Origin of the sequence: Frigoribacterium sp. UYMn621 (assembly GCF_040549525.1) — a bacterium.
Taxonomy (GTDB): Bacteria; Actinomycetota; Actinomycetes; order Actinomycetales; family Microbacteriaceae; genus Lacisediminihabitans.
In genome coordinates, this window is the sequence record NZ_JBEPTM010000001.1 from 551,956 (window position 1) to 576,783 (window position 24,828).

At 66.9% G+C, this 24,828-nt stretch carries 23 protein-coding genes and 1 pseudogene; 17 read left to right on the forward strand and 7 right to left on the reverse strand.

Features of this window, described 5'->3' with window-relative positions; translation table 11 throughout:
- Positions 1-67 precede the first annotated feature (67 nt).
- Positions 68-787 (reverse strand): annotated as a pseudogene (locus tag ABIB54_RS02960) (alcohol dehydrogenase catalytic domain-containing protein); the annotation flags it as partial.
- 180 nt (positions 788-967) lie between these two features.
- On the opposite strand from ABIB54_RS02960, the gene ABIB54_RS02965 reads away from it, so the two are divergent.
- A complete protein-coding gene (locus ABIB54_RS02965; protein WP_354574022.1) occupies positions 968-1,684 on the forward strand; it encodes an HAD family hydrolase in 717 nt (238 codons plus the stop codon).
- Here ABIB54_RS02965 and ABIB54_RS02970 read toward each other — a convergent pair.
- On the reverse strand, positions 1,681-2,382 hold the full coding sequence (locus ABIB54_RS02970; protein WP_354574243.1) for a FadR/GntR family transcriptional regulator: 702 nt from the start codon (positions 2,380-2,382) through the stop codon (positions 1,681-1,683). The genes ABIB54_RS02965 and ABIB54_RS02970 overlap by 4 nt on opposite strands.
- 155 nt (positions 2,383-2,537) lie before the next feature.
- Between ABIB54_RS02970 and ABIB54_RS02975 the strand changes: the two genes are divergently transcribed.
- Positions 2,538-3,458, forward strand: coding sequence for an NAD(P)-dependent oxidoreductase (locus tag ABIB54_RS02975; protein WP_354574023.1), 921 nt, complete (start codon positions 2,538-2,540; stop codon positions 3,456-3,458).
- 7 nt (positions 3,459-3,465) lie between these two features.
- Entirely contained in the window at positions 3,466-4,314 is an 849-nt protein-coding gene (locus ABIB54_RS02980; protein ID WP_354574024.1) for a class II fructose-bisphosphate aldolase, read from the forward strand.
- A gap of 60 nt (positions 4,315-4,374) precedes the next feature.
- Here the strand turns inward: ABIB54_RS02980 and ABIB54_RS02985 are convergent, their stop codons facing one another.
- A complete protein-coding gene (locus tag ABIB54_RS02985) occupies positions 4,375-5,211 on the reverse strand; it encodes an aldo/keto reductase (protein ID WP_354574025.1) in 837 nt (278 codons plus the stop codon).
- 114 nt (positions 5,212-5,325) lie between these two features.
- Here ABIB54_RS02985 and ABIB54_RS02990 point away from each other — a divergent pair, with 114 nt between their 5' ends.
- The 7 genes from ABIB54_RS02990 (at position 5,326) to rbsD (ending at position 12,481) form a co-directional block, all read left to right on the forward strand.
- Positions 5,326-6,003 (forward strand): aspartate/glutamate racemase family protein, encoded by a 678-nt coding sequence (locus ABIB54_RS02990; protein ID WP_354574026.1) that lies wholly within the window; start codon positions 5,326-5,328, stop codon positions 6,001-6,003.
- Positions 6,000-7,478: a four-carbon acid sugar kinase family protein gene (locus ABIB54_RS02995; protein WP_354574027.1), complete on the forward strand. Its 1,479-nt coding sequence runs from the start codon at positions 6,000-6,002 to the stop codon at positions 7,476-7,478. The genes ABIB54_RS02990 and ABIB54_RS02995 overlap by 4 nt, the downstream gene beginning before the upstream one ends.
- Before the next feature lie 85 nt (positions 7,479-7,563).
- Positions 7,564-8,535 carry a sugar-binding protein gene (locus tag ABIB54_RS03000; protein ID WP_354574028.1) on the forward strand — a complete coding sequence of 324 codons (972 nt, stop codon included), beginning with the start codon at positions 7,564-7,566 and terminating at the stop codon, positions 8,533-8,535.
- A gap of 69 nt (positions 8,536-8,604) precedes the next feature.
- On the forward strand, positions 8,605-10,119 hold the full coding sequence (locus tag ABIB54_RS03005) for a sugar ABC transporter ATP-binding protein (protein WP_354574029.1): 1,515 nt from the start codon (positions 8,605-8,607) through the stop codon (positions 10,117-10,119).
- Positions 10,116-11,159, forward strand: coding sequence for an ABC transporter permease (locus tag ABIB54_RS03010; protein WP_354574030.1), 1,044 nt, complete (start codon positions 10,116-10,118; stop codon positions 11,157-11,159). Before ABIB54_RS03005 ends, ABIB54_RS03010 begins: the two co-directional genes overlap by 4 nt.
- Positions 11,160-11,195: 36 nt before the next feature.
- Entirely contained in the window at positions 11,196-12,080 is an 885-nt protein-coding gene (locus ABIB54_RS03015; protein ID WP_354574031.1) for an NAD-dependent epimerase/dehydratase family protein, read from the forward strand.
- A complete protein-coding gene (gene rbsD / locus ABIB54_RS03020) occupies positions 12,077-12,481 on the forward strand; it encodes a D-ribose pyranase (protein ID WP_354574032.1) in 405 nt (134 codons plus the stop codon). The genes ABIB54_RS03015 and rbsD overlap by 4 nt, the downstream gene beginning before the upstream one ends.
- A 142-nt stretch (positions 12,482-12,623) precedes the next feature.
- Here the strand turns inward: rbsD and ABIB54_RS03025 are convergent, their stop codons facing one another.
- Together ABIB54_RS03025 and ABIB54_RS03030 are read right to left on the reverse strand one after the other, a co-directional pair.
- Positions 12,624-13,004: a MarR family winged helix-turn-helix transcriptional regulator gene (locus ABIB54_RS03025; RefSeq protein WP_354574033.1), complete on the reverse strand. Its 381-nt coding sequence runs from the start codon at positions 13,002-13,004 to the stop codon at positions 12,624-12,626.
- An 81-nt stretch (positions 13,005-13,085) separates the two neighbouring features.
- The gene (locus ABIB54_RS03030; RefSeq protein ID WP_354574034.1) at positions 13,086-14,843 is read right to left on the reverse strand and encodes an MFS transporter; all 1,758 of its coding nucleotides are present in this window, start codon (positions 14,841-14,843) and stop codon (positions 13,086-13,088) included.
- A 134-nt stretch (positions 14,844-14,977) separates the two neighbouring features.
- Here ABIB54_RS03030 and ABIB54_RS03035 point away from each other — a divergent pair, with 134 nt between their 5' ends.
- The 7 genes from ABIB54_RS03035 to ABIB54_RS03065 all read left to right on the forward strand — a co-directional run bounded on the left by ABIB54_RS03035 (position 14,978) and on the right by ABIB54_RS03065 (position 22,292).
- Positions 14,978-15,376 carry a PPOX class F420-dependent oxidoreductase gene (locus ABIB54_RS03035; RefSeq protein ID WP_354574035.1) on the forward strand — a complete coding sequence of 133 codons (399 nt, stop codon included), beginning with the start codon at positions 14,978-14,980 and terminating at the stop codon, positions 15,374-15,376.
- Positions 15,377-15,627: 251 nt separating this feature from the next.
- Entirely contained in the window at positions 15,628-16,566 is a 939-nt protein-coding gene (locus tag ABIB54_RS03040) for a hypothetical protein (protein ID WP_354574036.1), read from the forward strand.
- A 22-nt stretch (positions 16,567-16,588) separates the two neighbouring features.
- Positions 16,589-17,596 (forward strand): Gfo/Idh/MocA family protein, encoded by a 1,008-nt coding sequence (locus ABIB54_RS03045; protein ID WP_354574037.1) that lies wholly within the window; start codon positions 16,589-16,591, stop codon positions 17,594-17,596.
- A gap of 19 nt (positions 17,597-17,615) precedes the next feature.
- A complete protein-coding gene (gene dacB, locus ABIB54_RS03050) occupies positions 17,616-19,418 on the forward strand; it encodes a D-alanyl-D-alanine carboxypeptidase/D-alanyl-D-alanine endopeptidase (protein WP_354574038.1) in 1,803 nt (600 codons plus the stop codon).
- A gap of 4 nt (positions 19,419-19,422) precedes the next feature.
- A complete protein-coding gene (locus ABIB54_RS03055; RefSeq protein ID WP_354574039.1) occupies positions 19,423-20,025 on the forward strand; it encodes an isochorismatase family protein in 603 nt (200 codons plus the stop codon).
- A gap of 9 nt (positions 20,026-20,034) precedes the next feature.
- The gene (locus ABIB54_RS03060; protein ID WP_354574040.1) at positions 20,035-21,507 is read left to right on the forward strand and encodes an NAD-dependent succinate-semialdehyde dehydrogenase; all 1,473 of its coding nucleotides are present in this window, start codon (positions 20,035-20,037) and stop codon (positions 21,505-21,507) included.
- Positions 21,504-22,292 carry a TrmH family RNA methyltransferase gene (locus ABIB54_RS03065; protein WP_354574041.1) on the forward strand — a complete coding sequence of 263 codons (789 nt, stop codon included), beginning with the start codon at positions 21,504-21,506 and terminating at the stop codon, positions 22,290-22,292. Before ABIB54_RS03060 ends, ABIB54_RS03065 begins: the two co-directional genes overlap by 4 nt.
- A gap of 4 nt (positions 22,293-22,296) precedes the next feature.
- On the opposite strand, the gene ABIB54_RS03070 is transcribed toward ABIB54_RS03065, so the two are convergent.
- The gene (locus ABIB54_RS03070) at positions 22,297-22,686 is read right to left on the reverse strand and encodes a DUF6855 family protein (protein WP_354574042.1); all 390 of its coding nucleotides are present in this window, start codon (positions 22,684-22,686) and stop codon (positions 22,297-22,299) included.
- A 176-nt stretch (positions 22,687-22,862) separates the two neighbouring features.
- Positions 22,863-24,731: an ABC transporter ATP-binding protein gene (locus ABIB54_RS03075; RefSeq protein WP_354574043.1), complete on the reverse strand. Its 1,869-nt coding sequence runs from the start codon at positions 24,729-24,731 to the stop codon at positions 22,863-22,865.
- Positions 24,732-24,828: the final 97 nt, after the last annotated feature.

Sequence of the window (24,828 nt, forward strand, 5' to 3'; positions counted from 1 at the left end):
CGTCCTGGCCGGCTCAGCCTTCGATGGTGATGTCGTCGGGCGACTTGTCCGGGCGCCACCCTCGCCAGGTGGGATGGCGGAGTCGCGCAAGCACCGTGTCCGTGAGATCGAAGGTGGCGATGCCGTGTCGTTCCGCCATCGCGCGGCGCTCCGGAACGGGATCGATGGCCATCACGTCGTAGCCGAGGTGTGCGCCGACCCGGCTCGCGAACTGGCCGACCGGGCCGAGCCCGAAGACGACGAGGGTGCCGCCATCCGGCACATCCGCGTAGGCCACCCCCTGCCACGCGGTCGGCAGGATGTCGCTGAGGAAGAGATAGCGTTCGTCGGGAAGCTCGGTGCCCACCTTCACCGCGGTGTAATCAGCCAGCGGCACCCGCAGCAACTCGGCCTGCCCGCCGGGCACCTGTCCATAGAGCTTCGTGTAGCCGAACAGCGCCGCGCCCGAGCCGGCTTCCTTCACCTGGGTGGTCTCGCACTGCGACTGGAGTCCGCGACGGCACATGAAGCACTGGCCGCAGGCGATAGTGAAGGTGACCACCACGCGATCGCCGACCCGGAGCGAGGTGACCGCGCTCCCCACCTCCTCGACGATGCCCATCGACTCGTGTCCCAGGATGTCTCCCGTGTCGAGAAAGGGTCCGAACAGTTCGTAGAGGTGCAGATCCGATCCGCAGATCGCCGTCGAGGTGATCCGCACGATCGCGTCTGTGGGCTGCTGGATCGTGGGGTCGGGGACTGTCTCCACCGACACCGATCGCTTGCCCTGGTAGGTGAGTGCCTTCATGAGTACTTCTCCGGGACTAGACGGACTGTGGTGATCTGAAAGGTACGCGTCGATCTGCTCGCGAGGAGGGGGTTGACCTCGACGCCCTCCCGGGGCCTACACCGGTCGGGGGCGGTGTCTATGGCTGGTGCGGGGCAGGCGATACCCCTACCGTGTGGAGGGAAAGAGAGAGGTGATGGCATGACGACTCGCGCTGTGCTGTTCGATGTCGACGGCACCCTCGTGGACTCGAACTATCTGCATGTCCGGGCGTGGTCGCTCGCATTCGCGCAACTCGGCCAGCCGGTCGATTCCTGGCGGATCCACGCGGGAATCGGCATGGATTCGTCCCTGCTGCTGCGCACACTGCTGGCGGATCGGGCGGCGGAGTGGGCAGACCGTGCCTCAGAGCTCCACGGCCGCTTCTATTCCGAGCTGAGTCGGGAGCTGCGGCCGCTCTCCGGCGCGCGCGAACTCATCGCGGAGGTGGCTCGTCGCGGGCACACGGCGGTGCTCGCGACATCCGCGCCGGAGGACGAGTTGGAGATCCTGCGCGAGGCCTTGAAGGTCGACGACTTCATCTCCGTGACGACATCATCCGAAGACGTCGATGTTGCCAAGCCGGCGCCGGATATCGTGCAGATCGCTCTCGAACGCGCGGGAGTCGATGCGTGCGAGGCCGTCTTCGTCGGCGACTCCCTCTGGGATGTCGAGGCCGCGTCGCGAGCGGGGGTGCAGTGTGTCGCCTTGCGATCCGGTGGAACGGGCGCGCTCGAGCTTTTCAACGCTGGGGCGTTCTTCGTGTGGGATGACCCGGCCGAACTCCTCGCGCACTACAGCGAGACCTTCGAGTGGCGAGAGCACGAGGAGCGCGCGAACGGCGAGCGGACTGTGCGACGGGTCGCGCGCCCCGCTTAAGCGTTGAGCACGTAGGTGGTGAGGTCCCTCAGCGTCTGGGCCATGTGGCTGTCCATCGCCTGCCGCGACCGTTCGGGGTCATGCGATGCGAGCGCCTCGACGATATGCCCGTGCTCCGCGATCGCGTTCACCTGGATCTGCGGCACCCGAGAGGTCTGGGTGCGGCGTGCCGCGAGAATTCGCGACAGCGGTTCGAACAGCACGGCGAGGAAGACATTTCCCGAGGCGTGCAGGATCACATCGTGGAAGGCCAGGTCGGCTTCGACGAAACTGCCGACGTCCCGAGCCTCGTGAGCGGCGCGCATCGCCGCGAGGTGTTCTCGCAGTGAGGCGAGCTCTTCCTCCGAGATGCGTTCGGCCGCCAATTCGGCTGCACCGGTCTCGAGCATCCGCCTCAGCTCGATGAGTTGGATGGAGGCGGACGCGTCGTTCTCGCCCGTGGACGTGGCACGGAGCACTGCCTCCATCGAGGTCCACCGGTTGAATGGGTTGACGAAAGTGCCCCGTCCCCGTTCGATGCGGGCGACTCCCATCGCCTCGAGCGTCTTGACGGCCTCGCGCACGGTCATACGGCTGACCTCGTGCCGTGCGACGAGGTCCTGCTCGCCGGGGAGGGTGGATCCCGGGGCGAATTCGCCGGAAACGATACGGGCGAGCAGATCGTCGGAGATCATCGCAACCAGTGACTGACGAGCCAGCGTGTCCTCCAGAGGTCAATGTGAGAATACCTGAACGGAATCCTACGGGGTTCATCGCACGACGGCTCGGGGAAATATAAGATGTCTGACGAGCTTCGAATCCTACTCGAAGCGTCCCGGAGTCGTCAGAACTCCCGATGCGAAAGTTGCCCATCATGTCGCAAACTCTTCCCGTCGCTTCCCGCGACTCCATCGTGACCGTGCTCGGGCTGGGGGCGATGGGATTGCCGATGGCTGCCCGACTGTCATCGGAATTCGCGGTTCGCGGCTTCGACATCAACGAGGGACGCCGCGATCTCGCCGCATCGGCAGGGGTCGAGCGCTTCGATTCGGCACGGTCGGCCTGCAGCGGCAGCGGAATCGTGCTGCTGGCCGTGCGCAACGAGGAACAGCTCGTGGAGGTGCTCTTCGGCGCCGAGGGCGTCGCCGCGGTGATGACTCCGGGTTCGGTGGTGATCCTCACGAGCACTGTCGGCACGGCTGCCATTCCCGTCACAGCGGAGCGTCTGGCCGGAATGGGCATCGGTTTTGTGGATGCACCGCTGTCGGGTGGTCCGGTTCGGGCCCGAGAGGGTGACCTGCTGATCCTGGTTGGCGCAGAACCCGCTGCGCTCGAACGCGCGCGAGCTGTTCTCGAAGCCCTGTCATCGACGCTCACGATCGTCGGTGACGCGCCCGGTGACGGCCAGGCGATGAAGACCGTTAACCAGCTCCTCTGCGGGGTGCACATCGCCGCCGCCGCCGAGGCACTCGCGCTCGCCGACAGGCTCGGGCTGGATCCGGGCAAGGCCCTTCGTGCTCTCGAAGCGGGCGCGGCGGGATCCTTCATGCTCTCCAACCGTGGTCCGCGGATGCTCGAGGCCTATGACGACGGGGGTGCGGAGGTGCTCAGCCGCCTCGACATCTTCGTCAAGGACATGGGGATCGTCGGCAACGCGGTGCGCGCGGCCGGACTGCCCTCCCCGCTCGCGGCGGCGGCCGAGCAGCTCTATCTCATCGCCCAGGCACAGGGACTCGGCACGGCGGACGATTCGGCCGTGATCCGGGTCTTGGCGCCCACGCGCCACACGAGCTGAGCCGACCGTGCGCACCAGACTCGATTCACTCGTCACTGCCGTACACGCCCGCGGCGGCGCAGTTCCCGCCTTCACCTGCTACGACTTCACGACGGCGTTGGCGCTCGTATCTGCGGCGGAGCACTCCGGCGAGGGCATCATCCTGCTCATCGCCCCGAAAACGGCCTCTGCGCCATTCGGGGCGCGGCTCGTGTCTGCCCTCCGCCAGCTGGCCGATAGCGCGGCAGTTCCGGTGTGCGTGCAACTCGACCACGCCCACGACGTGGACGCCATCGTCGCGGGCGTCGCGGCCGGCGCTGACAGTGTGCTCGCTGATGGCTCATCGAGGGATTTCGACGCGAATGTGCGCTTTGTCGAGACCGTTCGCGCGGCGATCGCAGACCCGGTCGTGGTGATCGAGGCGGAGCTCGGCGGCCTGACGGGGGACGAAGACCGGGCCTTCGCAGTGGAGGCCGGCGACACCACATCGCCGGGTGCCGTGGCGGAGTTCGTCTCGCGAAGTGGAGCAGAGCTGCTGGCTGTCGCGGTCGGAAACGTGCACGGGCGCTATTCCGGGGAGCCACGAATCCGCTGGGACGTGCTCAACGACATCGCCGCCGTCTCGACGGTACCGCTCGTGTTGCACGGTGCATCCGGGCTGAGCGCGGAGGACCTCACCCGCGCGGTCGGACTCGGCATCGGGAAGATCAACATCAACACGGAATTGCGCACCGGGATCCTGCGGACTGTACAGGACAGCATCGCCCCGCTCCGCGCCGACGGGGAGAACCTTGCCGGGCTGATCGAGGGTTGGTCGCACACAACGGAGGAGTTCGCGCGGGCCACGCTGGGGACACTCGCCGGGCGGGAGGCGTAGCCCGCCCGGCCCTGCCCGCCCGGCCCTGCCCGCCCGGCCCTGCCCGCCCGGCCCTGCCCGCTACGACTGCGAGAAGTCGAAGGTCGCCGGATCGCCGCTCGTGCGCAACCCTGCTTCGAGACCGGATATCTGCTGCATCTCAGCCGCGCTGAGTTCGAAGTCGAAGATGTCGATGTTCTCGCGGACGCGGTGCGGCGTCACAGTCTTCGGAATAACGATGAATCCCTGCTGCACATGCCAGCGGAGGATGGCCTGAGCCGGGGTCTTGCCGTGTGAGGTGGCGATGGCACGCACCGTCGGGTCAGCCACGTCCTTCGCCTGCCCGAGGGGACTGTAGGCCTCGACGGCGATGCCGCGCTCGAGCGAGGTCGCGATGAGTGCCGACTGCTGGAAGCTCGGGTGGATCTCGAACTGGTTGACCGCCGGAACGATCGTGCCCTCGTCCCGGACCCGGTCGAGGTGAGGCTTGAGGAAATTGGAAACTCCGATCGCGCGCACGGCGCCTTCGGCGTAGAGCTTCTCGAGCGCGCGCCAGGTCTCCACGTAGCGGTCGTGCAGCACGTACGGCCAATGGATCAGGTAGAGGTCGACCACGTCGACTCCCAGAGCGCGACGGCTCGTTTCGAACGCGGCAAGCCCGCTCTCGTATCCCTGGTCGGCATTGCGGAGCTTCGTCGTGATGAAGATCTCATCGCGGGGCAGGCCGCTGCTCCGGACTGCCTCACCGACGCCCGCCTCATTGCCGTAGGCGGCAGCGGTGTCGATGTGGCGATAGCCGGCCTCGAACGCCGTGAGGGTCGCCCCACGAACGTCTTCCGGAGCGATCTGGTAGACCCCGTAGCCGAGCTGGGGGATCTCGATTCCGTTGTTCAGTACGACGGTGGGACTGCTGGGCACGAGTTCTCATTTCATTCGAGGGACTGTGGTGGGGGGTGGAGTTGACAAGCAACGTTCTGTGTTGAATGATAAGTCATCTGACGTCTAGCGTCATACCTCAAAGGAGAGATCAACGTGCCTCAGAAGATCGCGGTTCTGCACACCAGCTTTGTCTTCGTCTCGGTGGAGCCCGTCATCAACGAGCTGATCGCCGAGCTCCTTCCCGGAGCGGAAGTGATGCATTTCGTCGATTCCGACGTATTGGCCACGGTCGTGCGAGAGCAGGGCATCTCAGCCAGCAGCGAGCAGCGGATGGTGCACCTCGCCCAGGCCGCCGAAGCGGCCGGAGCGGACATCATCTTCTCCGCGTGTTCGTCCCTCGGCCCGGCGCTGGACGTTGCCGCCCGCAATGTGCACACGCCGGTCGTCAAGATCGACGAGGCGATGGCGATTCTCGCGGCGAGCCGCGGCACTCGCATCGGCGTGCTCGCGACCGTTCCCACCACGCTCGGCCCCACCTCCGACCTCATCCAGCTCAAGGCGGACGAGCTCGGCCGAGAGGTGCAGATCGAGCAGCGCCTCTGTGCCGGGGCGTTCGACGTGCTGATGTCCGGCGATCGTCAACAGCACGACACGATGGTCATCGAGCAAGCCGTCGACCTGGCGAAGAACGTGGACACGATCGTGCTCGCGCAGGCATCGATGGGTCGCCTCGCCGAGACGCTTCGGGAGAAGACCGGTCTGCCCGTCCTGTCCAGCCCGCGCATGGGCGTCGAGTACCTCGCCGAGCGAGTTGCGGAACTCGCCAAATGACCCTGCCTGCCGAGACGGGCGCGCCCACCGAGATGTCGGCGTTGCGCACCCTCGCACCCGCTCCCCTGGTGATCGACGATGCCCGGCTCAAGATCCGCGAGGCGAATGTCGCGTCGGGCACCCGGGTGATCTTCCTCGACGACGATCCCACGGGCAGCCAGTCGGTTCAGGGAGTTCCGGTGCTCACCCGCTGGACCCCGGATGACCTGCGGTGGGCATTCGCGCAGCCGTCGAGTGGATTCTTCATCCTCACCAACACGCGAGGGCTGAACGACTCAGAGGCGACCTCGACGATGCGCGAGGTCGCGGCGGTGATCGACCGCGTCGCCGCCGATCTCGACCTGCAGTACTCCCTCGTCACTCGCAGCGACTCGACCCTCCGGGGCCACTACCCCCTCGAAACCGATGTTCTCCTCGACATGGGAGCGAAGGAAGGTCGGCCCTACGACGCCCTGCTGATCGCGCCGGCCTACATCGCCGCCGGTCGGGTGACTGCCTCCGACGTGCACTACGTGCAGGAGGGTAACGCCTTCGTTCCCGTCGGCCAGACCAGCTATGCGCGAGACGCGACTTTCGGTTTTCACAGCTCGGACATCCGCGACTATGTGGAGGAGAAGACCGACGGACGCATTTCGGCGGGTGAGGTCAGGAGCCTGAGTCTCGAGGACATCCGCGTCGGTGGGCCGGAGCGGGTTCGGGACATCATCCTCTCCTGCTCGGGAGCCGTGCCGGTGATCGTCAACGCCCTCGACGACAGCGACCTCGACGTCGTTACCCTTGGTCTGCTGCTGGCCGAGCAATCGGGAGCCCGGGTGCTGTGCCGCACCGGCCCCTCCTTCGTGGCCTCCCGGCTCGGAATGGCCGGACGCGAGCCGCTCTCCCACGGGGAGATCTTCGCGGTCGGGGAAAGGTCGGGCAACGGCCTCGTCGTGGTCGGCTCGCACGTGGAGCTCACGTCGAGACAGGTCGCCTGCCTCACCGAGCGGCTCCCGGAGATCGAGACCGTCGAGCTCGACGTGCCCCGATTGCTCGACCCGCTCCAGGCCGAAGCCGAAGTGGAGCGTTGCTCGGTCGCGCTCACGGCCGCGCTGCGCAGAACTGATGCGCTGCTGGTGTCGAGTCGTCGCCGGATCACCGGTGACAGCGGACATTCCAGCCTCGTGATCGCCCAGACCGTGTCCCGGGCGCTGGTGGACCTGACCCGTCGGGTGGTCGAGGACGTGCCGCTCAAGTGGGTGCTCGCCAAGGGCGGTATCACCTCGAGCGATATCGCCACCGAGGGTCTCGGCATCCGGCGGGCGCTCGTGGCCGGGCAACTTTTCGACGGAATCGTCTCGGTCTGGCTCAACGACGGAGAAGGCGAGCGCGGTCTGGAAGGACTGCCCTACGTCGTCTTCGCCGGGAATGTGGGCGATGAAGGCACGCTCGCCGATGCCGTGTCGATCCTGCGGGGGAGCTCGCCTATACGCGAATAGTCACTCCCCTCATCCGAGAATCCATCACAGTCTCATATCCACACACAGTTTCACCATCGTTTGCACTGATTACAAAGGAGTAGTAATGCGAAAAGTCCTGTTGGCAACCGCCCTTCTGGCAGTTTCGACCCTCGCCCTCGCCGGATGCAGCACCGCGGCGACCACCGGGGGAACCGCGGCGAAGTCCGATTCCAAGCCCGTCTACGTCTTCCTCCCGAAGTCGCTCAACAACCCGTACTGGGTCGATGCGCGCAAGGGAATGGAAGATCAGGCGAAGAAGCTCGGCGTCACCGCGAAGTTCCTCGGCCCGGACACCGACGATGCCGCCGCACAGGTGGCCATCTTCGATTCCATCCTCGCCACCAAGCCCGCCGGCATCGCGATCTCGCCCAACGACCCCGCCAGCGTGATCGACGACATCGCGAAGGCTCGCGCGGCCGGCATCCCGGTCATCGCCTGGGACGGCCCCGTGCCGAACAGTCAGGTGATGGGCTACATCGGCACCGACAACGTGGCCGCGGGAGAGCAGGCGGGAGAAGCCCTCGCCAAGAGCATCAACAAGAAGGGCAAGGTCGCCGTGGTCATCGGCAGCCTGAGCGCGGTCAACCTCAACCAGCGCCTCACCGGCGTCAAGAAGGCCCTGGCCAAGTACCCGGACATCAAGCTCGTCGCTACCGAGGTCTCCGGCGAATCCATCGCCACCGCCCAGTCGGCATCCGAGACGATCCTCCAGGCCAACCCCGACCTCGCCGGCATGGTGGGCATCGGTGGATCCGACCTTCCCGGAATCGCCGGCGCGCTCAAGTCGGGCAACAAGTGCGGCGCGGTCAAGGCCGTCGGATTCGACGTGGTGCCCCAGGGCATCGACGGCATGAAGGGCAAGTGTGTCGATGCGCTCATCTCGCAGAAGCCGTTCGGTATGACCGCCCAGGCCCTGCAGATCCTGGCCGACTTCCACAACAAGACCTCCAAGTTGAAGGACAACTTCACCGTGGACACCGGAGTCGTCACCGTCACACCGGACACGCTGGACGAGTTCCTGAAGACCGCGCACTAGCGCGGATTGGCGGGGCCGACTACGGTCGGCCCCGCACCCCCTGTCAACAACGAAGTTTTAGGAGTGGCCATGACCGAGCCAGCGCTCATTTCGATGCGCGGTATCGTCAAGCGATATCCGGGCGTGACCGCCCTCCGCGACGTCGAACTTTCTGTGCGACCCGGCGAAGTGATGGCCCTGGTCGGCGAGAACGGTGCCGGCAAGAGCACGCTGCTGAAGATCCTCGCCGGTGCGGCCCGCGCCGACGAGGGCACCATCGAGGTCTCCGGAGTGGTGCGCGACATCCAGGCGCCGCGGGACTCCCAGGCGTGCGGCATCGCCGTCATCTACCAGGAGCTCAACCTCGCCAACGACCTCAGCGTTGCCGAGAACATCTATGTCGGTCGAGAGATCAAGAACCGCTTCGGTCTTGTGGACTTCCGCGCGATGGAGCGTGGCGCTGCGGCCCTGTTGGACAGCCTCGGTGTCACGATCTCGCCTCAGCAACTCGTCGGCGATCTGAACATCGCTCTGCGCCAGATGGTCGAGATCGCCAAGGCGCTCCTGGTCGACGCCCGCATCGTCGTCATGGATGAGCCCACCTCCTCACTCACCGAGGAAGAGGTCGAGACGCTCCTGGAACTGGTTCGGAAACTGCGGTCCAACGGGGTCAGCGTCATCTATGTCTCGCATCGCATGCGAGAGATCTACGAGATCGCCGACCGGATCACCGTCATGCGTGACGGGGCCGTCGTCGGAGTGTGCGAAGCCAGCACCACCACTCCCAACGACGTCGTGCAGATGATGGTCGGGCGAGAGCTCGTCGACCTCTACGGCGTTCGGTCGGTGCCGCTGGACGAGACTGCCGCGCCCGCGCTCGAGGTGAAGAGTCTCAGTTCCGGAGACCTGTTGCACGATGTGAGCTTCGCCGTGCGTCCGGGCGAGATCCTGGTGCTCGCCGGGCTCATCGGGGCGGGTCGCAGCGATGCCGCCCTCGCCATCTTCGGAGCCGCGAAACGGAGCGGCGGCGAGATCCTGGTATCCCAGAAGGCGCTGGCCCTTCGCACCCCGACCGAGGCCATGGATGCGGGGATCGGCTTCGTGCCGGAGGACCGCAAACACCAGGGACTCTTTCTGGGGCTTCCCGTTCGGGAGAACATCTCTTCGGCATCCCTTCGCGCGATCAGCCGGCTGTCGATCGTGTCGCGTCGGCGCGACCGGGATCTCGCGGCTCATCACTCGAGCCAGCTCGGGCTCCGGCTGTCGGCCATCGACGTCGCGGCCGGCACGCTGAGCGGCGGAAACCAGCAGAAGGTCGTGCTTGCCCGCTGGCTCGCGCGCAAGCCGCGCATCCTGATCCTCGACGAACCGACGCGTGGTGTCGATGTCGGAGCGAAGGCAGAGATCTACCAACTGATCCGCACGATCGCAGCAGAGGGAGTCGCGGTGCTCGTGATCTCTTCTGAACTCACCGAGGTGCTCGGCATCGCCGACCGCATCGTCGTGATGCGTGAGGGATACGGGGTCGGGGAATTGAACGCCGCGGACGCGACAGAGAAGCGCGTGATGGCGATGGCAACAGGAGTCGAAGGAGACGTTTCATGACTATCAACGAAGTGACCGCCAAGAAAGACCCGGCCTCGGCTGGCGCCGGTGCGGCAGTGCCGGTGCCGGAACGCATGACTCCCGGCCAGAGGTTCCGCCTCAGAGTTCGGAAGATCGTCGGAGCACGCGAGGCCACCCTCGCCGGCGTGGTCGTGCTCCTCGTCGTCTACCTCTCCTTTGCGTCGCCCTACTTCCTCACGGCGGGCAACCTCACCGTTGTGGGGCGGCAGATCGCGCTCGCGCTGATCATCAGCGTGGGGATGACCTTCGTCATCCTCATCGGCGGCATCGATCTCTCCGTTGGGTCGACAGTCGCACTGGTGAGCGTGCTCACCGGCGAGTTCATGGTCACCATCGGGATCCCCCCGGTGCTCGCCGTGCTCTTCGCGCTGCTGGGAGGGGCCGCCGTCGGGCTGATCAACGGAGTCATCAATGCCTACGTCGGCATACCCTCGTTCGTCGTGACGCTCGGGATGCTCGCGGTTGCCCGCGGGCTCAGCCTCGGCATCACCAGCGGCTCCACGATCAGCGGTTTCCCGCCGGAATTCCTCAACCTCGGACAGGGTTCTGCGCTCGGCGTTCCCATCCCCGTGTGGGTGGCAGTGGTGATCGCGATCGTCGCGCATCTCGTGTTGACCCGCACCACCTTCGGTCGGCACATCTACTTCGTCGGCTCCAACGAGGAGGCGGCGAAGCTCTCGGGCATCCGCGTGCGTCGGGTCAAGATCGCGGTCTTCGTGATCTCGGCCTCGCTCGCCTCGGTGTCGGGGATCCTCGAGACCGCCCGGCTCAGCGTCGGGCAGCCCGCGGCCGGAAACGGCTATGAGCTGCTGGCGATCGGCGCTGCGGTGATCGGTGGCGCCAGCCTCTTCGGCGGCGTGGGGGGTATCCTCGGCACCGCGCTCGGAACCTCTCTTCTGCTCCTCATCCAGAACGCGCTGATCCTGCTCGGCATCTCTGCCTACTGGCAGCAGGTGTTCAGCGGTGTGATCATCGTCGCCGCGGTCGCTCTCAATATGTGGCGTCGTCAGCGCAAATAGCCCGCAGCCCTCCCTCAAGAAAAAAAGGATAGAAACATGAAGGTAGTCATCACCGGTGCACACGGCAAGGTCGGACGCGCCGCCACCCAGGCGCTCCTCGACGCAGGTCACGACGTGCTCGCCACCGACCTCACACGCCCCGGCTTCGAAAGGCGTGAGGAGGGCTCGGCGCGCTACATGATGGCCGACCTCACCGATGCGGGCGAGGCCTTCGCGGTCGTGCGTGGCGCCGACGCGGTCGTGCATGTCGCCGCCATCCCCGAGCCGACCGGCAACCCGGCACACGTCGTCTTCCGCACCAACCTAATGGCGACCTTCAACGTGCTCGAGGCTGCGGTGCGTTTCGGAGTGAAGCGCTTCGTGAACATCTCGAGCGAGACCGTGCCCGGGTTCTTCTTTCCCGAGCGCCCCTTCCTTCCGGACTACGCGCCGGTGGACGAACTGCACCCGGCCCACCCGCAGGATCCCTATGCGCTCACCAAGCACTTCGGAGAGCAGCTGATGGACGCGGCGGTCGAACGCAGCGACATCCGCGCCATCTCGATCCGCCCGAGCTGGGTTCAGAACGAGGGCAACTACGAGCAGAACCTCGGCCCGCAGGTTCGGGATGCCTCGGTGCTCAGCCCCAACCTGTGGAGCTACATCGACGCCTACGACCTCGCTGATGCCATCGTGCTCGCCACCGAGTCGGAGCTTCCGGGACACGAGGTGTTCTACATCGCCTCACCCGACAACGTTGGCGGCCACGACTTCGCCGAGGTGCTTCACCAGTACTACGGCGACAAGATCGAACTGCGTGAGCTCGACCGGGTCGACGCCTCCGGAATCTCCAGCGCGAAGGCGCAGCGGATGCTCGGCTGGACCCCCAAGCGTTCCTGGCGTGACTACCTCGACGCCGACGGTCGGGCCATCGCCAAATGAAACGCACCAGCGGGATCATCAATCCGCAGCTGTCGCGCGTGATCGCCGAATGCGGCCACACGGATGCCCTCGTCGTCGCCGATGCGGGGCTGCCGATCCCGCTGGGAGTCGAACGCATCGACCTCGCGTACCGGGAGGGCTCGCCGGCATTCCTCGACATCCTCGACTCGGTGCTCGAGGAGTTCATCGTCGAGCGGGCGGTGATCTCGGGCGAGATGGAGACGGAGAGCCCGGGGATGCTCGCCGCGGTGAAGGAACGCCTTCAGCAGTTCGGAGTCTCGGTGGAGGCCGTTCCTCACGTCGAGTTCAAGGCTCTCACCCGGGACGCCCGCGCGATCGTGCGCACCGGCGAGTACACGCCGTACTCGAATGTGATGCTCTTCTCCGGCGCCCCCTTCTAGCGGACGCGCCCCGGAGTGCCACGCGGCGCGGAGAATTCCGACGCGCGTGGTGCTCCGGACAGCGGAGCACTCCGATGACCCCGCCTCCGGCGTCGGCGGGGGAAAACCGCACCTGTGGCGCGCCACGAAGTCCCGTAACAGGTCAGCGCAGCTCGATCATCCGCTCGAGGGCCGGGAGCGCCGCCTCGATCGCGGCGACCTCCTCTGCAGAGAGTCGCTCGAACAGTTCGGCGACGATCTGCTGGCGCACTCGCCGTGCCACGTGCACGGCCTCGAGGCCGGCATCCGTCACCTGGATCAGCGATGCGCGACCGTCGGCCGGATCCGTGGTACGCGAGACCAACTCCTTCGCTTCGAGTTCGGCTACCAAGCGGGTGATGCTCGGAGCGGAGACCAGCTCGACCTGCGCAAGCTCGGCGAGGCGGATCGGCCCGTGTTTCGCCACCGACACCAGCGCAGACAGCAGGCTGTGGCTGAGCCCGCCCCGCGCCGACCGCAGTCGGCGGGTGAGCTGGCCGATCACGAAGGCGAAGCGCCCGGCAGAGTCGGTCAGTAGTCGATCGATGGTGCCACGCCCTCTCGAATCCGGCCGGCGAGCGCCGGTCTAGACGTTGCTCATCGTAGCGGCGGCACCCTGCGGAAGCTCATCACGAATCGGCTCCTCCTCGTGGATGTACTTGCCTCCCGCGGTGAGGGATGCGACGGCACCGATCACCGACATCGACGCCGCAGCGATGAAGACGATCACGAGGCCAGCATGGAACGGGTCGGCGATCAGCTGAGGGAAGAAGGTCTTGCCGGTCAGCGCGGCCGCGTTCGACGACGACAGCGACTTGAGCACGCCGGTCGGTCCGAGAATGGACTCGATCGGGTTGTAACCGAGGAAAGCGGCGAACAGGCTTCCGACCGGGGGAGTGGCCGCGACCTGGTTGGCCACTGTGGCCCCCACCCCGTGCGCGGTGAGCCCGGAGCGCAGCGCGTTCGGGAGGGTCGTGGCGAGGCCGGCGATCATCAGCGAGAAGAAGATGCCGATCGACAGCGAGTTGCCGGCGTTCTGGAAGGTCCCGGTCATTCCGGATGCCGCACCGCGCTGGTTCGCCGGCACGCTGTTCATGATCGCGGTGCGGTTGGGGGCCGCGAAGAGGCCGGATCCCACCCCGTTGAGAAAGGTGATGAGCGCGAACAGCCAGTAGGGGAAGTCCACCGGGATGAGGAGCAACGCCACGAAGGTGGCGGCGACGAGCAACAGGCCGCCGGTCGCGAACCCGCGGGCGCCGAACCTGTCGGACAGCGATCCGGAAACCGGTCCGGAGACAAGGAATCCGATGGTCAGGGGCAGCAGATAGATGCCCGCCCACAGGGGTGTGCTCTCGTAGGAATAGCCGTGGAGCGGCAGCCAGATGCCCTGCAGCCAGATGATCAGCATGAACTGCAGGCCGCCCCGGCTGATCGAGGCGAGCAGGCCCGCGAAGTTGCCCCAGGCGAAAGCGCGGATACGGAACAGGCGCATGTTGAACATCGGGTCAGGGGTGTGCAGCTCGAGGAACACGAATCCGATCAGGAACGCGATTCCCCCGATGATGCCGGTGAGCACCCACGGGTTCAGCCACCCGGTGGAGGAATCGCCGTAGGGCTGGATGCCGTAGGTGATACCGGTGAGCAGCGCGACGAGTCCGACGGCGAAGACGATGTTGCCCGGCCAGTCCACCTTCCCGGTGGCCCGGGTGCCCACTTCGTGCAGCGACTTGTACGACCAGATCGTGCCGAGGATGCCGAAGGGAACGCTCACGACGAAGACCGCGTGCCAGTCGATCTCGGCGAGCACGCCACCGACGATGAGCCCGAGGAAGGTGCCCGCGATGCCGGCGACCTGGTTGATGCCGAGCGCGAAGCCGCGGCGTTCGATCGGGAACGCGTCGGTGAGGATCGCGGTGGAGTTGGCGAACAGCATCGAGCCGCCGACGGCCTGCACGACGCGCCACCCGATCAGCCAGAGGGCGCCCTGCCCGCCGGTGAAGGGGTCGAAGACGAGGAAGATCGCGGAGATGGTGAAGATGACGAAGCCGAGGTTGTAGATCTTCACGCGACCGTAGAGGTCTCCGAGTCGGCCGAAGCTCACGACGAGCACCGCCGTGACGAGGATGTACCCGGTCAGCATCCAGAGCAGGTAGCTGACGTTTCCCGGCTCGAGCGGGTTCAACTTGATCCCGGTGAAGATGGCCGGGAGCGAGATCAGCACGATCGACCCGTTGATGGTGGCCATCAGGATGCCGAGGGTGGTGTTGCTCAGCGCGATCCACCGGTAGTTCGGGTGGTCCTTGTTGAACATCCCGGTTCGCGTCTTCACGGTCTTCTGCGCCACGATTTCCTCCGTCTTCCGGCCTCGTCGTCGAGCGCCAACGCCAGTGACTGGCATGGAGTCACTCACTGGCATTTAGTTACTTGTTGTGAACTAAGTATAACCGCCCACTGTCCGCGATTCCCTAACATGGAGCCATGACCCTTGCCGCCGACTTCATCGCCCTGGGTGATGAGCACTTCGTGTCGCTGACGACCTTTCGCAAGTCGGGGGAGGCGGTCTCGACCCCGGTCTGGATCGCCCGCGATGGCGACGACCTCGTCGTCACGACACCCGCGATGAGTGGCAAGGTCAAACGGCTGCGCAACAGTCCCCGCGTGGAGCTGCGCGTCTGCGATCGCCGTGGCCGCGTGAAAGACGGCGTGCCGGTGTTCCGGGGGAGCGCCGCCATCGAGTCCGGTGACGATGTCACGGCGAGACTCGACAGGATCTTCGCCGCCAAGTTCAGACTCGAATACAAGATCTTCATGTTCATCGAGGGCCGCGGCAAGCAGGGCAAGAAGGATCGCGTGCTGCTGCGGATCACGCCGGCCTGACCGAACCGAACCGAACCGAACCGAACTGGGGCTCGGCTCGTCGGTGGCCGGATTGTGCCCCGGACAGGGGGAGAAACGCACATTCTGTCCCCTCACTCTGACGGAATGTAAGCAGCGAAACGCCCCCACTTCGGGGGCGACTTTCGGCTCCTCCTCCCGTATTTGCTTGTGATGCCCCTGCCCGGGGCCTACCGTTGGCCGTAGGCGCGGCGAAGATCTGTCGGTCTCACAGGGGTTCGGGGGAATCTGGCATGAAGCGGTTCGCACTACTCACGACGGTTCTCACCGCCGTACTGACGCTCGTTCTGCCGTTCATCGGTGGAAGCGGCCCGTCGCTCACCGGCTCCGTATCTGCCGCGACCGCGGCCGGTTCTGCGACCCCCCGCTATGCCTCGTCCCTCGCCGCCCCGGCGGCATCCGCCGCGGTCGCCCCCGTCACGGTTGTCACCAACGAGGTGCTGGCTGCGAAGGCTCAGGCGGCCACGGCGGCCTACCTGAAGTCCGATTCCGAGCATCTCGGCCAGAAGCCCGTGCCGATCCCGGTCGTCGTCGCCCCGCCCGCGGCGCAGCCCTCCGCGAGCGGTGCTCGCCCGAGCCGCGGTGGTTCGAGCGGCGGTTCCAGCGCCGGGGGAAGCACCGCCGACCGTCGCGCCGCGGCAGCAGCGGCCGGCACATCCTGCCCGGGCAGCGCGGGCGGCGGCGGTAGCGCACCGGGCGGAAGCGAGTCGGGCATCGGGGGAACCACCAGCGGCGACATCCAGTCCTTCTCGGCCACCCTCAATGCCATCCGCGCAGCCAACTGTCTGCAGCCCATCGCCCCCGGCAACTTCCGTTACGACTCCTGCATGGAGCAGCGCCTGTACTGGATGGCCGAAGACCCGAGTACCAACCCGGGCAACACCTGGGGTCACTCCGGTGTGCGGAGCCTCGCCCCCGACGCCAACGGGGTCTACTATTCGGACGCCGTGCCGGCCAAGGGATGCGACGGAAACCTCGCGGGAGGATCGGGCAACACCGGAGCGACAGTCGCCCAGAAGTGGTGGGACTCGCTTGCCCACCGCGCATCCCTCTATCGCCCCGGAGTGGCGAGCACGAGCGGCGTGTGCATCTACTTCGCAATGACCCACGGGGGAGTGCCAGGCGAGAGTAGCGGCTTCACCCGCGCCGCGGCGCGCTGGGGTGGCTGCTGAGCCACTGCTAGATTCTCGTTTCATGACTGTGGAAGAGACGACGAACCCACCCGCGCCGATTCGCTGGGGCATTCTCGGCACCGGCTTCATCGCCCACACCCAGACTGCCGATCTCATCGGATGCGGCTTCACCGTCGCGGCAGTCGGCTCCCGTTCCCGGGAGTCGGCCGAGGCGTTCGCGGGGGAGTTCGGCATCCCCGTCGCGCACGGAAGCTATGAAGACCTCGTCGCCGACCCCGGCGTCGATGCGATCTACATCTCGACGCCGCATCCGTTCCATGCCGCGAACGCGCTGCTCGCGCTGCGGGCGGGCAAGCATGTCCTCGTCGAGAAGTCCTTCACTGTCACTGCCGAGGAGGCGCGCGAGGTGGTCGAGGCCGGCGAAGCCGCCGGGCTCGTGGTGATGGAGGCGATGTGGACCCGCTTTCTGCCTCATATGGTGCGCATTCGCGAGATCATCGCCGCCGGAACTCTCGGCGACGTGAGAACCCTGATCGCCGACCACAACCAGAACCTGCCGAAGGATCCGCTGCACCGCCTCAACAACCCGGAGCTCGGGGGCGGCGCACTCCTCGACCTGGGCATCTACCCGGTGTCCTTCGCGTTCGACCTCTTCGGCGCCCCGACCCAGGTGAAGGCACTGGCCGCGATGACCGCGACCGGTGTCGACCGACAGACCGCCATCGTGCTCGGATTCGAGGATGACCGGCAGGCCGTGCTGCACTGTGCTCTCGACACCACGGGCCCGAACACCGCCTCGATCCTCGGAACGGATGGCCGCATCGACATCGACGCCGTGTGGTATTCGCCCACGAGCTTCACCGTCTTCGATGCCGAGGGCGCGGTGATCGAGCGATTCGAGAGCACCGTCTCGCATCGTGGCATGCAGTACCAATCCTGGGAGTTCGAACGGCGAATCCGGGAGGGCGACCACACTCCGGCCATCCTTCCGGCGACCGAGAGCGTGCGCATCATGGAGACCCTCGACGCGGTCCGTGCGCAGATCGGTCTCTCCTACCCCGGCGAATAGGCCCGGTTATCATGGGTGGGTGAGTGACCCGAAGGATCCGCAGCTCCCGCAGCCGCCGATCGATCCCCCGAGTGCGGCGCCGGCGCAGCCTCCGACCGTGCCTGCCGCGGTGCCGCCTGCCGCGGTGCCGTCTGCCCCGGCCTCACCTTCGCCCGTGCCGCTGACCAGACGCGAAGCGCGGGAGCTCGAGCAGTCGGGCCAACTGCCCGTCACGGCGGCGGTTCCTCCGGCCGCAGAATCTCCTGCCGACCCTCCGTCAGCCGTGCCTCCGGCGACCGACGCTCCGGCAACCGTACTTCTCCCCTCCTGGGGCACCGCGCTCTTCTCTCCATCCCCGCCTCCCGAGCAGCCGACGCAATTGCTTGCCACCTCCGCTGCGCCGGAAGCATCGGCGGCCGGCGCTCCCCCCGGAACTCGCGGCGGCATCTTCGCGCTCATCGCGAAGCATCCGAACGCCTGGCTGTTCTCCGCTCTCGGCGTCGTCTTCGCGCTCCTGGCCACCGGATCCGTGCTCACCGGCATGGCCGTCGGCTCGGGCTCGGCGGATGCCTCGGCTCCCGGAGCCGCCGTTGGCCCGAGTGCCACGCCGACCCCCACCCCGGCCCGTGACGTCCCCGCCGCGATCGCCGCGGCCACGCGCCTGCGCACCTGTTCCGTCGTCGCGCCAGCCACCGACCCGAACCTCCTCACCTTCCAGGCCTCGGTGATCAACGCCACAACCGGCGAGGTGCTCTTCGATCGCGGGGGCGCCACACCCTCGCGCACCGCGAGCGTGCTCAAGACCCTCACTGCGGCTGCGGCGCTCAACGTGCTCGGGCCCGACTACCAGATCTCGACCAAGGTCTACGCGGGTGCCACACCCGGCACCGTGGTGCTCGTCGGCGGCGGGGATCCCACGCTGAGCGTGCTGCCCTCCGGCCAGGAGAGTGTGTACAGGGACGCACCGAAACTGAGCGATCTCGCGCAGCAGGTGTCCGCAGCCAGCCCCGTGCCGATCACGGACATCGTGCTGGATTCGAGCTTCTGGGACCCGAACGACAACTGGGATCCGAGTTGGGAGCGCAGCGAACAGTCCGAGGGGTACCAGCCCGAGGTGACCGCCCTCACGGTCGACGGGGGCCGGGCGGATCCCCGCAAGCAAGACAGTCCGCGCAGCAGCAACCCGATCGCCGACGCGGGTGCCGCCTTCGCCGCCGACCTCGGCGTCTCCGGGGCCGAACACATCACCACCGGCACGGCGCCAGCCGGCGCCACCCTGCTCGGTGAGGTGAAGTCACGGCCGGTGAGCGAACTCGTGGCCTACATGCTGCCGGTCTCGGACAACACCCTCGGGGAATACCTCGCGCGCCAGACCTCGAAGGTCGCGGGCAGCGACGGATCCTCGGCCTCTCTCGCGAAGGTGATCCCGGCCGCCCTCACCAAGTACGGCCTCACCACCACCGGAGTGGTCATTCGCGACGGATCGGGGCTCAGCAATGACAACGCAGTGCCCGCCGCCTTCGTCGCGCAACTGATGGCCAAGGTGTCTGCGGGCCAGCAGAACCTCCGCATCATCTACGACGCGCTGCCGATCGCGGGCAAGACCGGCACCCTCGCCAGTCGGTTCACCGGGGCGAACGCGGTGGCACGGGGAGCGGTCAACGCGAAGACGGGCTGGATCAAGACCGAGTACGCGCTCGCCGGCGTCGTGCACGCCACCGACGGCACCACCCTCGCGTTCGCGTTCTACGCCCTCGGCGCCATCAACAGTCGCACCATTCCTGCGCTCGACACCATCACCACCGCCGTATTCAAGTGCGGTAACAACCTCTCGAACAACTGATCTCATGACCCGCGCCCTGTTCATCATCGACGTGCAGAACGACTTCACCGAGGGCGGAGCGCTCGGCGTCGAGGGCGGCGCGGCCGTCGCCGCGGCGATCACGCGGTATCTGGCGCAGCATCCGCATCGCTATGACCAGGTCTTCGCCTCCCGCGACTGGCACGACGCAGAGGGTGACAACGGCGGCCACTTCGCGAGGGGGCACTCCGGCGAACCGGATGGCCCGGACTTCGTGACCACCTGGCCGGTGCACTGCGTGGCTGGCACGACCGGTGCCGATTACCATCCGGCATTGGACACCTCTGCCGTCACGGTCGGAGTGCGCAAGGGGCAGGGACGCCCGGCCTACTCGATCTTCCAGGGCGTGACCGACTCCGGGCAATCTGTGGTGCAGAAGCTCGACGAACTGCAGGTCGACGAGGTGGATGTGGTGGGCATCGCCACCGACTACTGCGTGCTCGCCAGCGCGCTCGATGCCGTGGCGGCGGGCCGGACGGTGAGGGTGTTCGAGGACCTCGTCGCCGGTGTCGATCCGGTGTCGAGCGCGCTCGCCCTCGAGCGCCTGGCGGCGGCCGGGGTGCGGGTCGAAGGGTCGCCGCAAAACTAGACTGATCGCATGAGTGTGATCTCCGAATCCGAACTTCTGTCCCGTGTGCCCGACCGGCTCTTCATCGGTGGGGACTGGGTGGAATCCACCTCTGGACGATCGATCGAGGTGGTCGATCCGTCGACCGGGCTGGTGATCAAGACCATCGCCGATGCCTCGGTCGCCGACGGAGCCCTGGCGATGGATGCCGCTGCGGCCACGCAGGCTTCCTGGGCGGCAACCGCGCCCCGGGTGCGCGGCGAGATCCTGCGCCGGGCCTTCGACCTGCTGCAGGAGCGCGCTGATGAATTCGCGCTGCTGATGACTCTCGAAATGGGCAAGCCCCTCGCCGAAGCGCGCGGCGAGGTCACCTATGGTGGCGAGTTCCTGCGCTGGTTCAGCGAGGAAGCCGTGCGCATCGGCGGCCACTACGGGGTGAACCCCGAGGGCACTGGTCGCATGTTCGTCACCCGCTTCCCGGTCGGACCCTCTTTTCTCATCACCCCGTGGAACTTTCCCCTGGCGATGGCGACCCGCAAGATCGCGCCGGCGCTCGCGGCCGGGTGCACCGCGGTCGTGAAGCCCGCCGAGCTGACCCCTCTCACCACCCTCTACTTCGCGAAGCTCCTCGAGGAGTCCGGCCTGCCGAAGGGAGTGCTCAACATCATCACGACCTCCACCTCCGGCGAGGTCTCCGCACCGATCATCGCCGATTCCCGCTTGCGCAAGCTCAGCTTCACCGGGTCGACGCCGGTGGGTGTCCGCCTGCTCAAGCAGGCCGCCGACAACGTGCTCCGCACATCCATGGAGCTGGGGGGCAACGCCCCGTTCCTGGTGTTCGAGGATGCCGATCTCGATGCCGCCGTCGACGGCGCGATGATCGCGAAGTTCCGCAACATCGGCCAGGCCTGCACCGCGGCCAACCGGTTCATCGTGCACGAGTCGGTAGCCGCGGAGTTCGCCACACGCGTGACCGAGCGGGTCAACTCACTGACGATCGGGAGGGGCACCGAGACCGGGATCTCGATCGGACCGCTCATCAACGCCGCAGCGGTTGCCAAGGCCGACGAGCTGGTCTCGGATGCGGTCTCCCGCGGTGCGACAGTTCTCACCGGGGGAACCCCGGTCGACCGCGATGGCAGCTTCTACGCACCCACAGTGATCACCGGGGTGACGCCGGGAAGCGACATCCTGCGCGAAGAGATCTTCGGACCGGTGCTGTCGATCACGACCTTCACCGACGAGGCGGATGCGGTGGCCAAAGCCAACGACACCCAGTATGGCCTGGTGAGCTACGCCTTCACGCGCGACCTGGCCCGCGGACTTCGACTGATCGACAGCATCCAGACCGGCATGATGGGCCTCAACGTGGGAGTCGTCTCGAACGCGGCGGCGCCCTTCGGCGGAGTCAAGCAGTCCGGCCTCGGACGCGAGGGCGGCGACGTCGGCATCGACGAGTACCTCGAGACGAAGTACGTGCTCGCGCCGGCCACCGTCGCGTGACCGTCGTCGAGATCACGGACCTCTCCGATCCGCGACTCGCCGACTATTCCCACCAGACGGATGTCGCGCTCAAGAAGGCGCGCGGCACGGAGCACGGCCTCTACATCGCCGAGTCGGCACTTGTGCTGCAGCGGGCGCTCGCCGCAGGGCATCGGCCGCGCTCGGTGCTCGCCCTCGGCAACACCGTCGACGAGGCGCTCGCGCTGGTGGGTGAGGAGATTCCGATCTTCTCTGGGCCGAGCGAGCTGCTCGAGGAGCTGACCGGTTACCTGCTGCATCGCGGCCTGATCGCCGCGATGCACCGCCCGGAACTGCCTGCGGCGTCGGCGCTGCTCCAGGACGCCCGGCGGGTGATCATCCTCGAGAATGTCGCTGACCCCACCAATGTGGGGGCGATCTTCCGCTCCGTCGCCGCCATCGGTGCCGATGCGGTGTTCGTCACTCCCCGGTGCTCCGATCCGTTCTACCGGCGCGCCATCCGGGTGTCGATGGGCACGGTGCTGCAGGTGCCGTGGACGCGTCTGGGGGACTGGCCGTCTACCCGGCGGCTGCTCGCGGCATCCGGATTCCAGGTGGCGGCACTGGCCCTGAGCGCGGATGCCGTGAGCCTGCGCGACTTCGCGGCGCCCGAGCGACTGGCGCTCGTGCTCGGCGCCGAGGGGGAGGGCCTCACCGCTGAAGCGCTTGCCAGCGCCGACACGGTGGTTCAGATTCCCATGGCGCACGGGATCGACTCGCTCAACGTCGCCGCGACCGCCGCCGTGGCGATGTGGGCGCTCGCCTGACCCCTCAGATCGCTCGCATGCGGTTGTTCCGCGGGTCGTGGGTGAGCTCGGCGCGGCCGAGCTGTTCGAGCAGCGGGGGCAGGTACATCCCGAACCGTCCGCGATAGCCCTTGCGCAAGCCGTACCATCCGCCGACCGGATTGGTCTCGGCTCGTCCCCAGGCTTCGACGGTTCCCTCGGCGGGCGTCTTCGATTCGTCGGAGGCACCCAGGTCGACCCAGTCGCCCTGCTCCGTGAGCCAGGAGTGCAGGTCGTCGATCGCCCGGGACTGGTATTTCAGGGTGGTCGAGCCCACCTGGCAGACGAGTTCGTCGCCCTCGACGAACATCGTGTAGTTCGAAGATCCGGGAGCCGTGACCAGCTCCCAGGGGTCGTCCTTCGTTCCAGCGGCCATCGTCGGCTCCTCTGCTCAGCAGAAATCTAGCGCATCCCCACGTCATCATTCAGGAATGTGTGGGGCTGGTGTGACGGATGCTGCAGGAGTCGACCTCATCCGTGCCATCCGTCTCATCCGTCGCAGATGTTCCTGAATGATGGAGAGCGCGGAAGGGGTGGACCAAGCGGAACGCCTCAGACGAGCAACTGGTGTTTCGCGAGCTCGCGGTAGAGCGGGGTGCTCTTGACGAGTTCGGAGTGGGTGCCGACGCCGACGACCCGCCCGTGGTCGAGCACCACGATCTGGTCGGAGTCGACCACGGTGGAGAGGCGATGCGCGATCACAATCAGGGTGCGGTTCTCCGCCACGGCATCGATCGCCTCGCGGAGCAACTGCTCGTTGAGCCCGTCGAGAGACGACGTCGACTCGTCGAGCAGAAGGATGGGCGGGGCCGCGAGCAGGGTGCGTGCGATGGCCAGACGCTGGCGCTCACCGCCGGAGAGCATGACGCCCTCCTCGCCGACCGCCGCATCCAGGCCCGAGTCGCTGCGCTCGAGTACCGCCGTGAGGTTCACATCGTGCAACACCCGGATGCACTCCTCGTCGGTGGCATGGGGAGCACCGAGAGTGAGGTTGTCGCGCAGGGATCCGGCGAGCACCGGGGCATCCTGCTCCACGTAGCCGATCTGGGCACGAAGGGCCTCCCGATCGAGCCCGCGGATGTCGACGCCGCCGAGTCGCACCAGACCTGCGGTCGGGTCGTAGAAGCGTTCGATCAGCGCGAGGATCGTGCTCTTGCCGGCGCCGGAGGGACCGACGAGCGCGGTGCGCTGGCCGCGGGGGGCGTCGAAGGAGACCCCGTGGAGCACGGTGAGGTCCTTCGGCGCGGCATCCTCCACGACATCGGAGTGCTCCACCAGCCCGGAGCCGGTGGCCGGGGCAGACGCGGGGACCGGAGCCGCCGGGTAGGTGAACACCACGTCGTGGAAACTGATCGCGGAATCCGAGGGCATCGGCGCAGCGGGTTCGATCGCGCCGTCGAGCTCTGCTTCGCTCGGAAGGGTCACGATCTCCTGGATGCGCCCGAGCGCGCCGAGCGCCTGGTTCACCGAGGTGATCGCGCCGAAGGCCTGCCCGAGAGGCATGATCAGCATGAAGAGGAAGAAGATGAAGGCCACGAGGTTGGCGATCGTGATGGCGCCGCTCGCGACACGGAATCCTCCGACGCCGAGCACCACGAGCAGGGAGACTTGCAGGGCGATTCCCGCGATCGGCACCACGAGCGCCGAGATCTTCGCGACCTGGATGCCCATCTCCCACGCGCCCTTGGCGTCCTTCTCGATCGCCGCGGTCTCGCGATCGGTGGCGTTGGAGGCGCGAACGGTGCGGATGGCTCCGAGCGCGCGTTCGACGGAGGCGGCGAGATCCCCCACCTTCTCCTGCTGTTTACGACTCGCGACCCGCACCCGGCCGGACAGCAGCACGACCGTGACGACGGAGACGGCGATGACCAGCACGGTCAGACCGAGAAGCACCGGATCGATGACGAGCATCGCGATCAGGGCGCCGAGGAAGATGAGGGCGCCGCCGATCGCGTCCACCAGGCCCTGGGTCAGCACCGCGTAGAGCAGAGTGGTGTCGGATCCCACCCGCGAGACGAGGTCGCCGGTGCGCCGGGTGTCGAACTCGCTGATCGGCAGTCGAAGCATCCGCCGCACGAGCTGGCGGCGGGCAGAGAGCACGACGCTCGTGCCGGTGCGCTGCAGAAGGTAGTGCTGCACCCCCGAGAGGATGGCGGAGATCACGACCAGAGCGACGAGCAGGTACACGAGCGTGCCGAGGGGATCGTTCTTCTGCACCCGTGCGATCACCTGGCTCACCAGCAGCGGCTGCCCGAGGGATGTCGCCGCCCCCAGCACGCTGAGCGCGATGACGATGCCGAGCACCCTCTTGTGCTCGAGCAGGTAGGGCAGAAGCTGGCTGAAGCTCGCGCGGGGCCCATCGTCTTTCTTCTGGCGGGAGAAGGGAGAGCGGGAGGGGCGAGATTGCGTGCTTGTGCTCATGATGTCGTTTCCGTTGGGCGAGGCGAACAATCAAGCTTAGGCACTGCGGTGCTGGGAGCTCGTACTCCGCAGGGAGCATGAGCGAGCCTCGCACTAT

What these genes read in the sequence shown, in the direction of transcription:
- ABIB54_RS02965 (WP_354574022.1), top strand. Translation starts at nt 968, where the DNA reads ATGACGACTCGCGCTGTGCTGTTCGATGTCGACGGCACCCTCGTGGAC.
- ABIB54_RS02975 (WP_354574023.1), top strand. Translation starts at nt 2,538, where the DNA reads ATGTCGCAAACTCTTCCCGTCGCTTCCCGCGACTCCATCGTGACCGTG.
- ABIB54_RS02995 (WP_354574027.1), top strand. Translation starts at nt 6,000, where the DNA reads ATGACCCTGCCTGCCGAGACGGGCGCGCCCACCGAGATGTCGGCGTTG.
- ABIB54_RS03000 (WP_354574028.1), top strand. Translation starts at nt 7,564, where the DNA reads ATGCGAAAAGTCCTGTTGGCAACCGCCCTTCTGGCAGTTTCGACCCTC.
- ABIB54_RS03005 (WP_354574029.1), top strand. Translation starts at nt 8,605, where the DNA reads ATGACCGAGCCAGCGCTCATTTCGATGCGCGGTATCGTCAAGCGATAT.
- ABIB54_RS03010 (WP_354574030.1), top strand. Translation starts at nt 10,116, where the DNA reads ATGACTATCAACGAAGTGACCGCCAAGAAAGACCCGGCCTCGGCTGGC.
- ABIB54_RS03015 (WP_354574031.1), top strand. Translation starts at nt 11,196, where the DNA reads ATGAAGGTAGTCATCACCGGTGCACACGGCAAGGTCGGACGCGCCGCC.
- rbsD (WP_354574032.1), top strand. Translation starts at nt 12,077, where the DNA reads ATGAAACGCACCAGCGGGATCATCAATCCGCAGCTGTCGCGCGTGATC.
- ABIB54_RS03035 (WP_354574035.1), top strand. Translation starts at nt 14,978, where the DNA reads ATGACCCTTGCCGCCGACTTCATCGCCCTGGGTGATGAGCACTTCGTG.
- ABIB54_RS03040 (WP_354574036.1), top strand. Translation starts at nt 15,628, where the DNA reads ATGAAGCGGTTCGCACTACTCACGACGGTTCTCACCGCCGTACTGACG.
- ABIB54_RS03045 (WP_354574037.1), top strand. Translation starts at nt 16,589, where the DNA reads ATGACTGTGGAAGAGACGACGAACCCACCCGCGCCGATTCGCTGGGGC.
- ABIB54_RS03055 (WP_354574039.1), top strand. Translation starts at nt 19,423, where the DNA reads ATGACCCGCGCCCTGTTCATCATCGACGTGCAGAACGACTTCACCGAG.
- ABIB54_RS03060 (WP_354574040.1), top strand. Translation starts at nt 20,035, where the DNA reads ATGAGTGTGATCTCCGAATCCGAACTTCTGTCCCGTGTGCCCGACCGG.
- ABIB54_RS03070 (WP_354574042.1), bottom strand. Translation starts at nt 22,686, where the DNA reads ATGGCCGCTGGAACGAAGGACGACCCCTGGGAGCTGGTCACGGCTCCC.
- ABIB54_RS03075 (WP_354574043.1), bottom strand. Translation starts at nt 24,731, where the DNA reads ATGAGCACAAGCACGCAATCTCGCCCCTCCCGCTCTCCCTTCTCCCGC.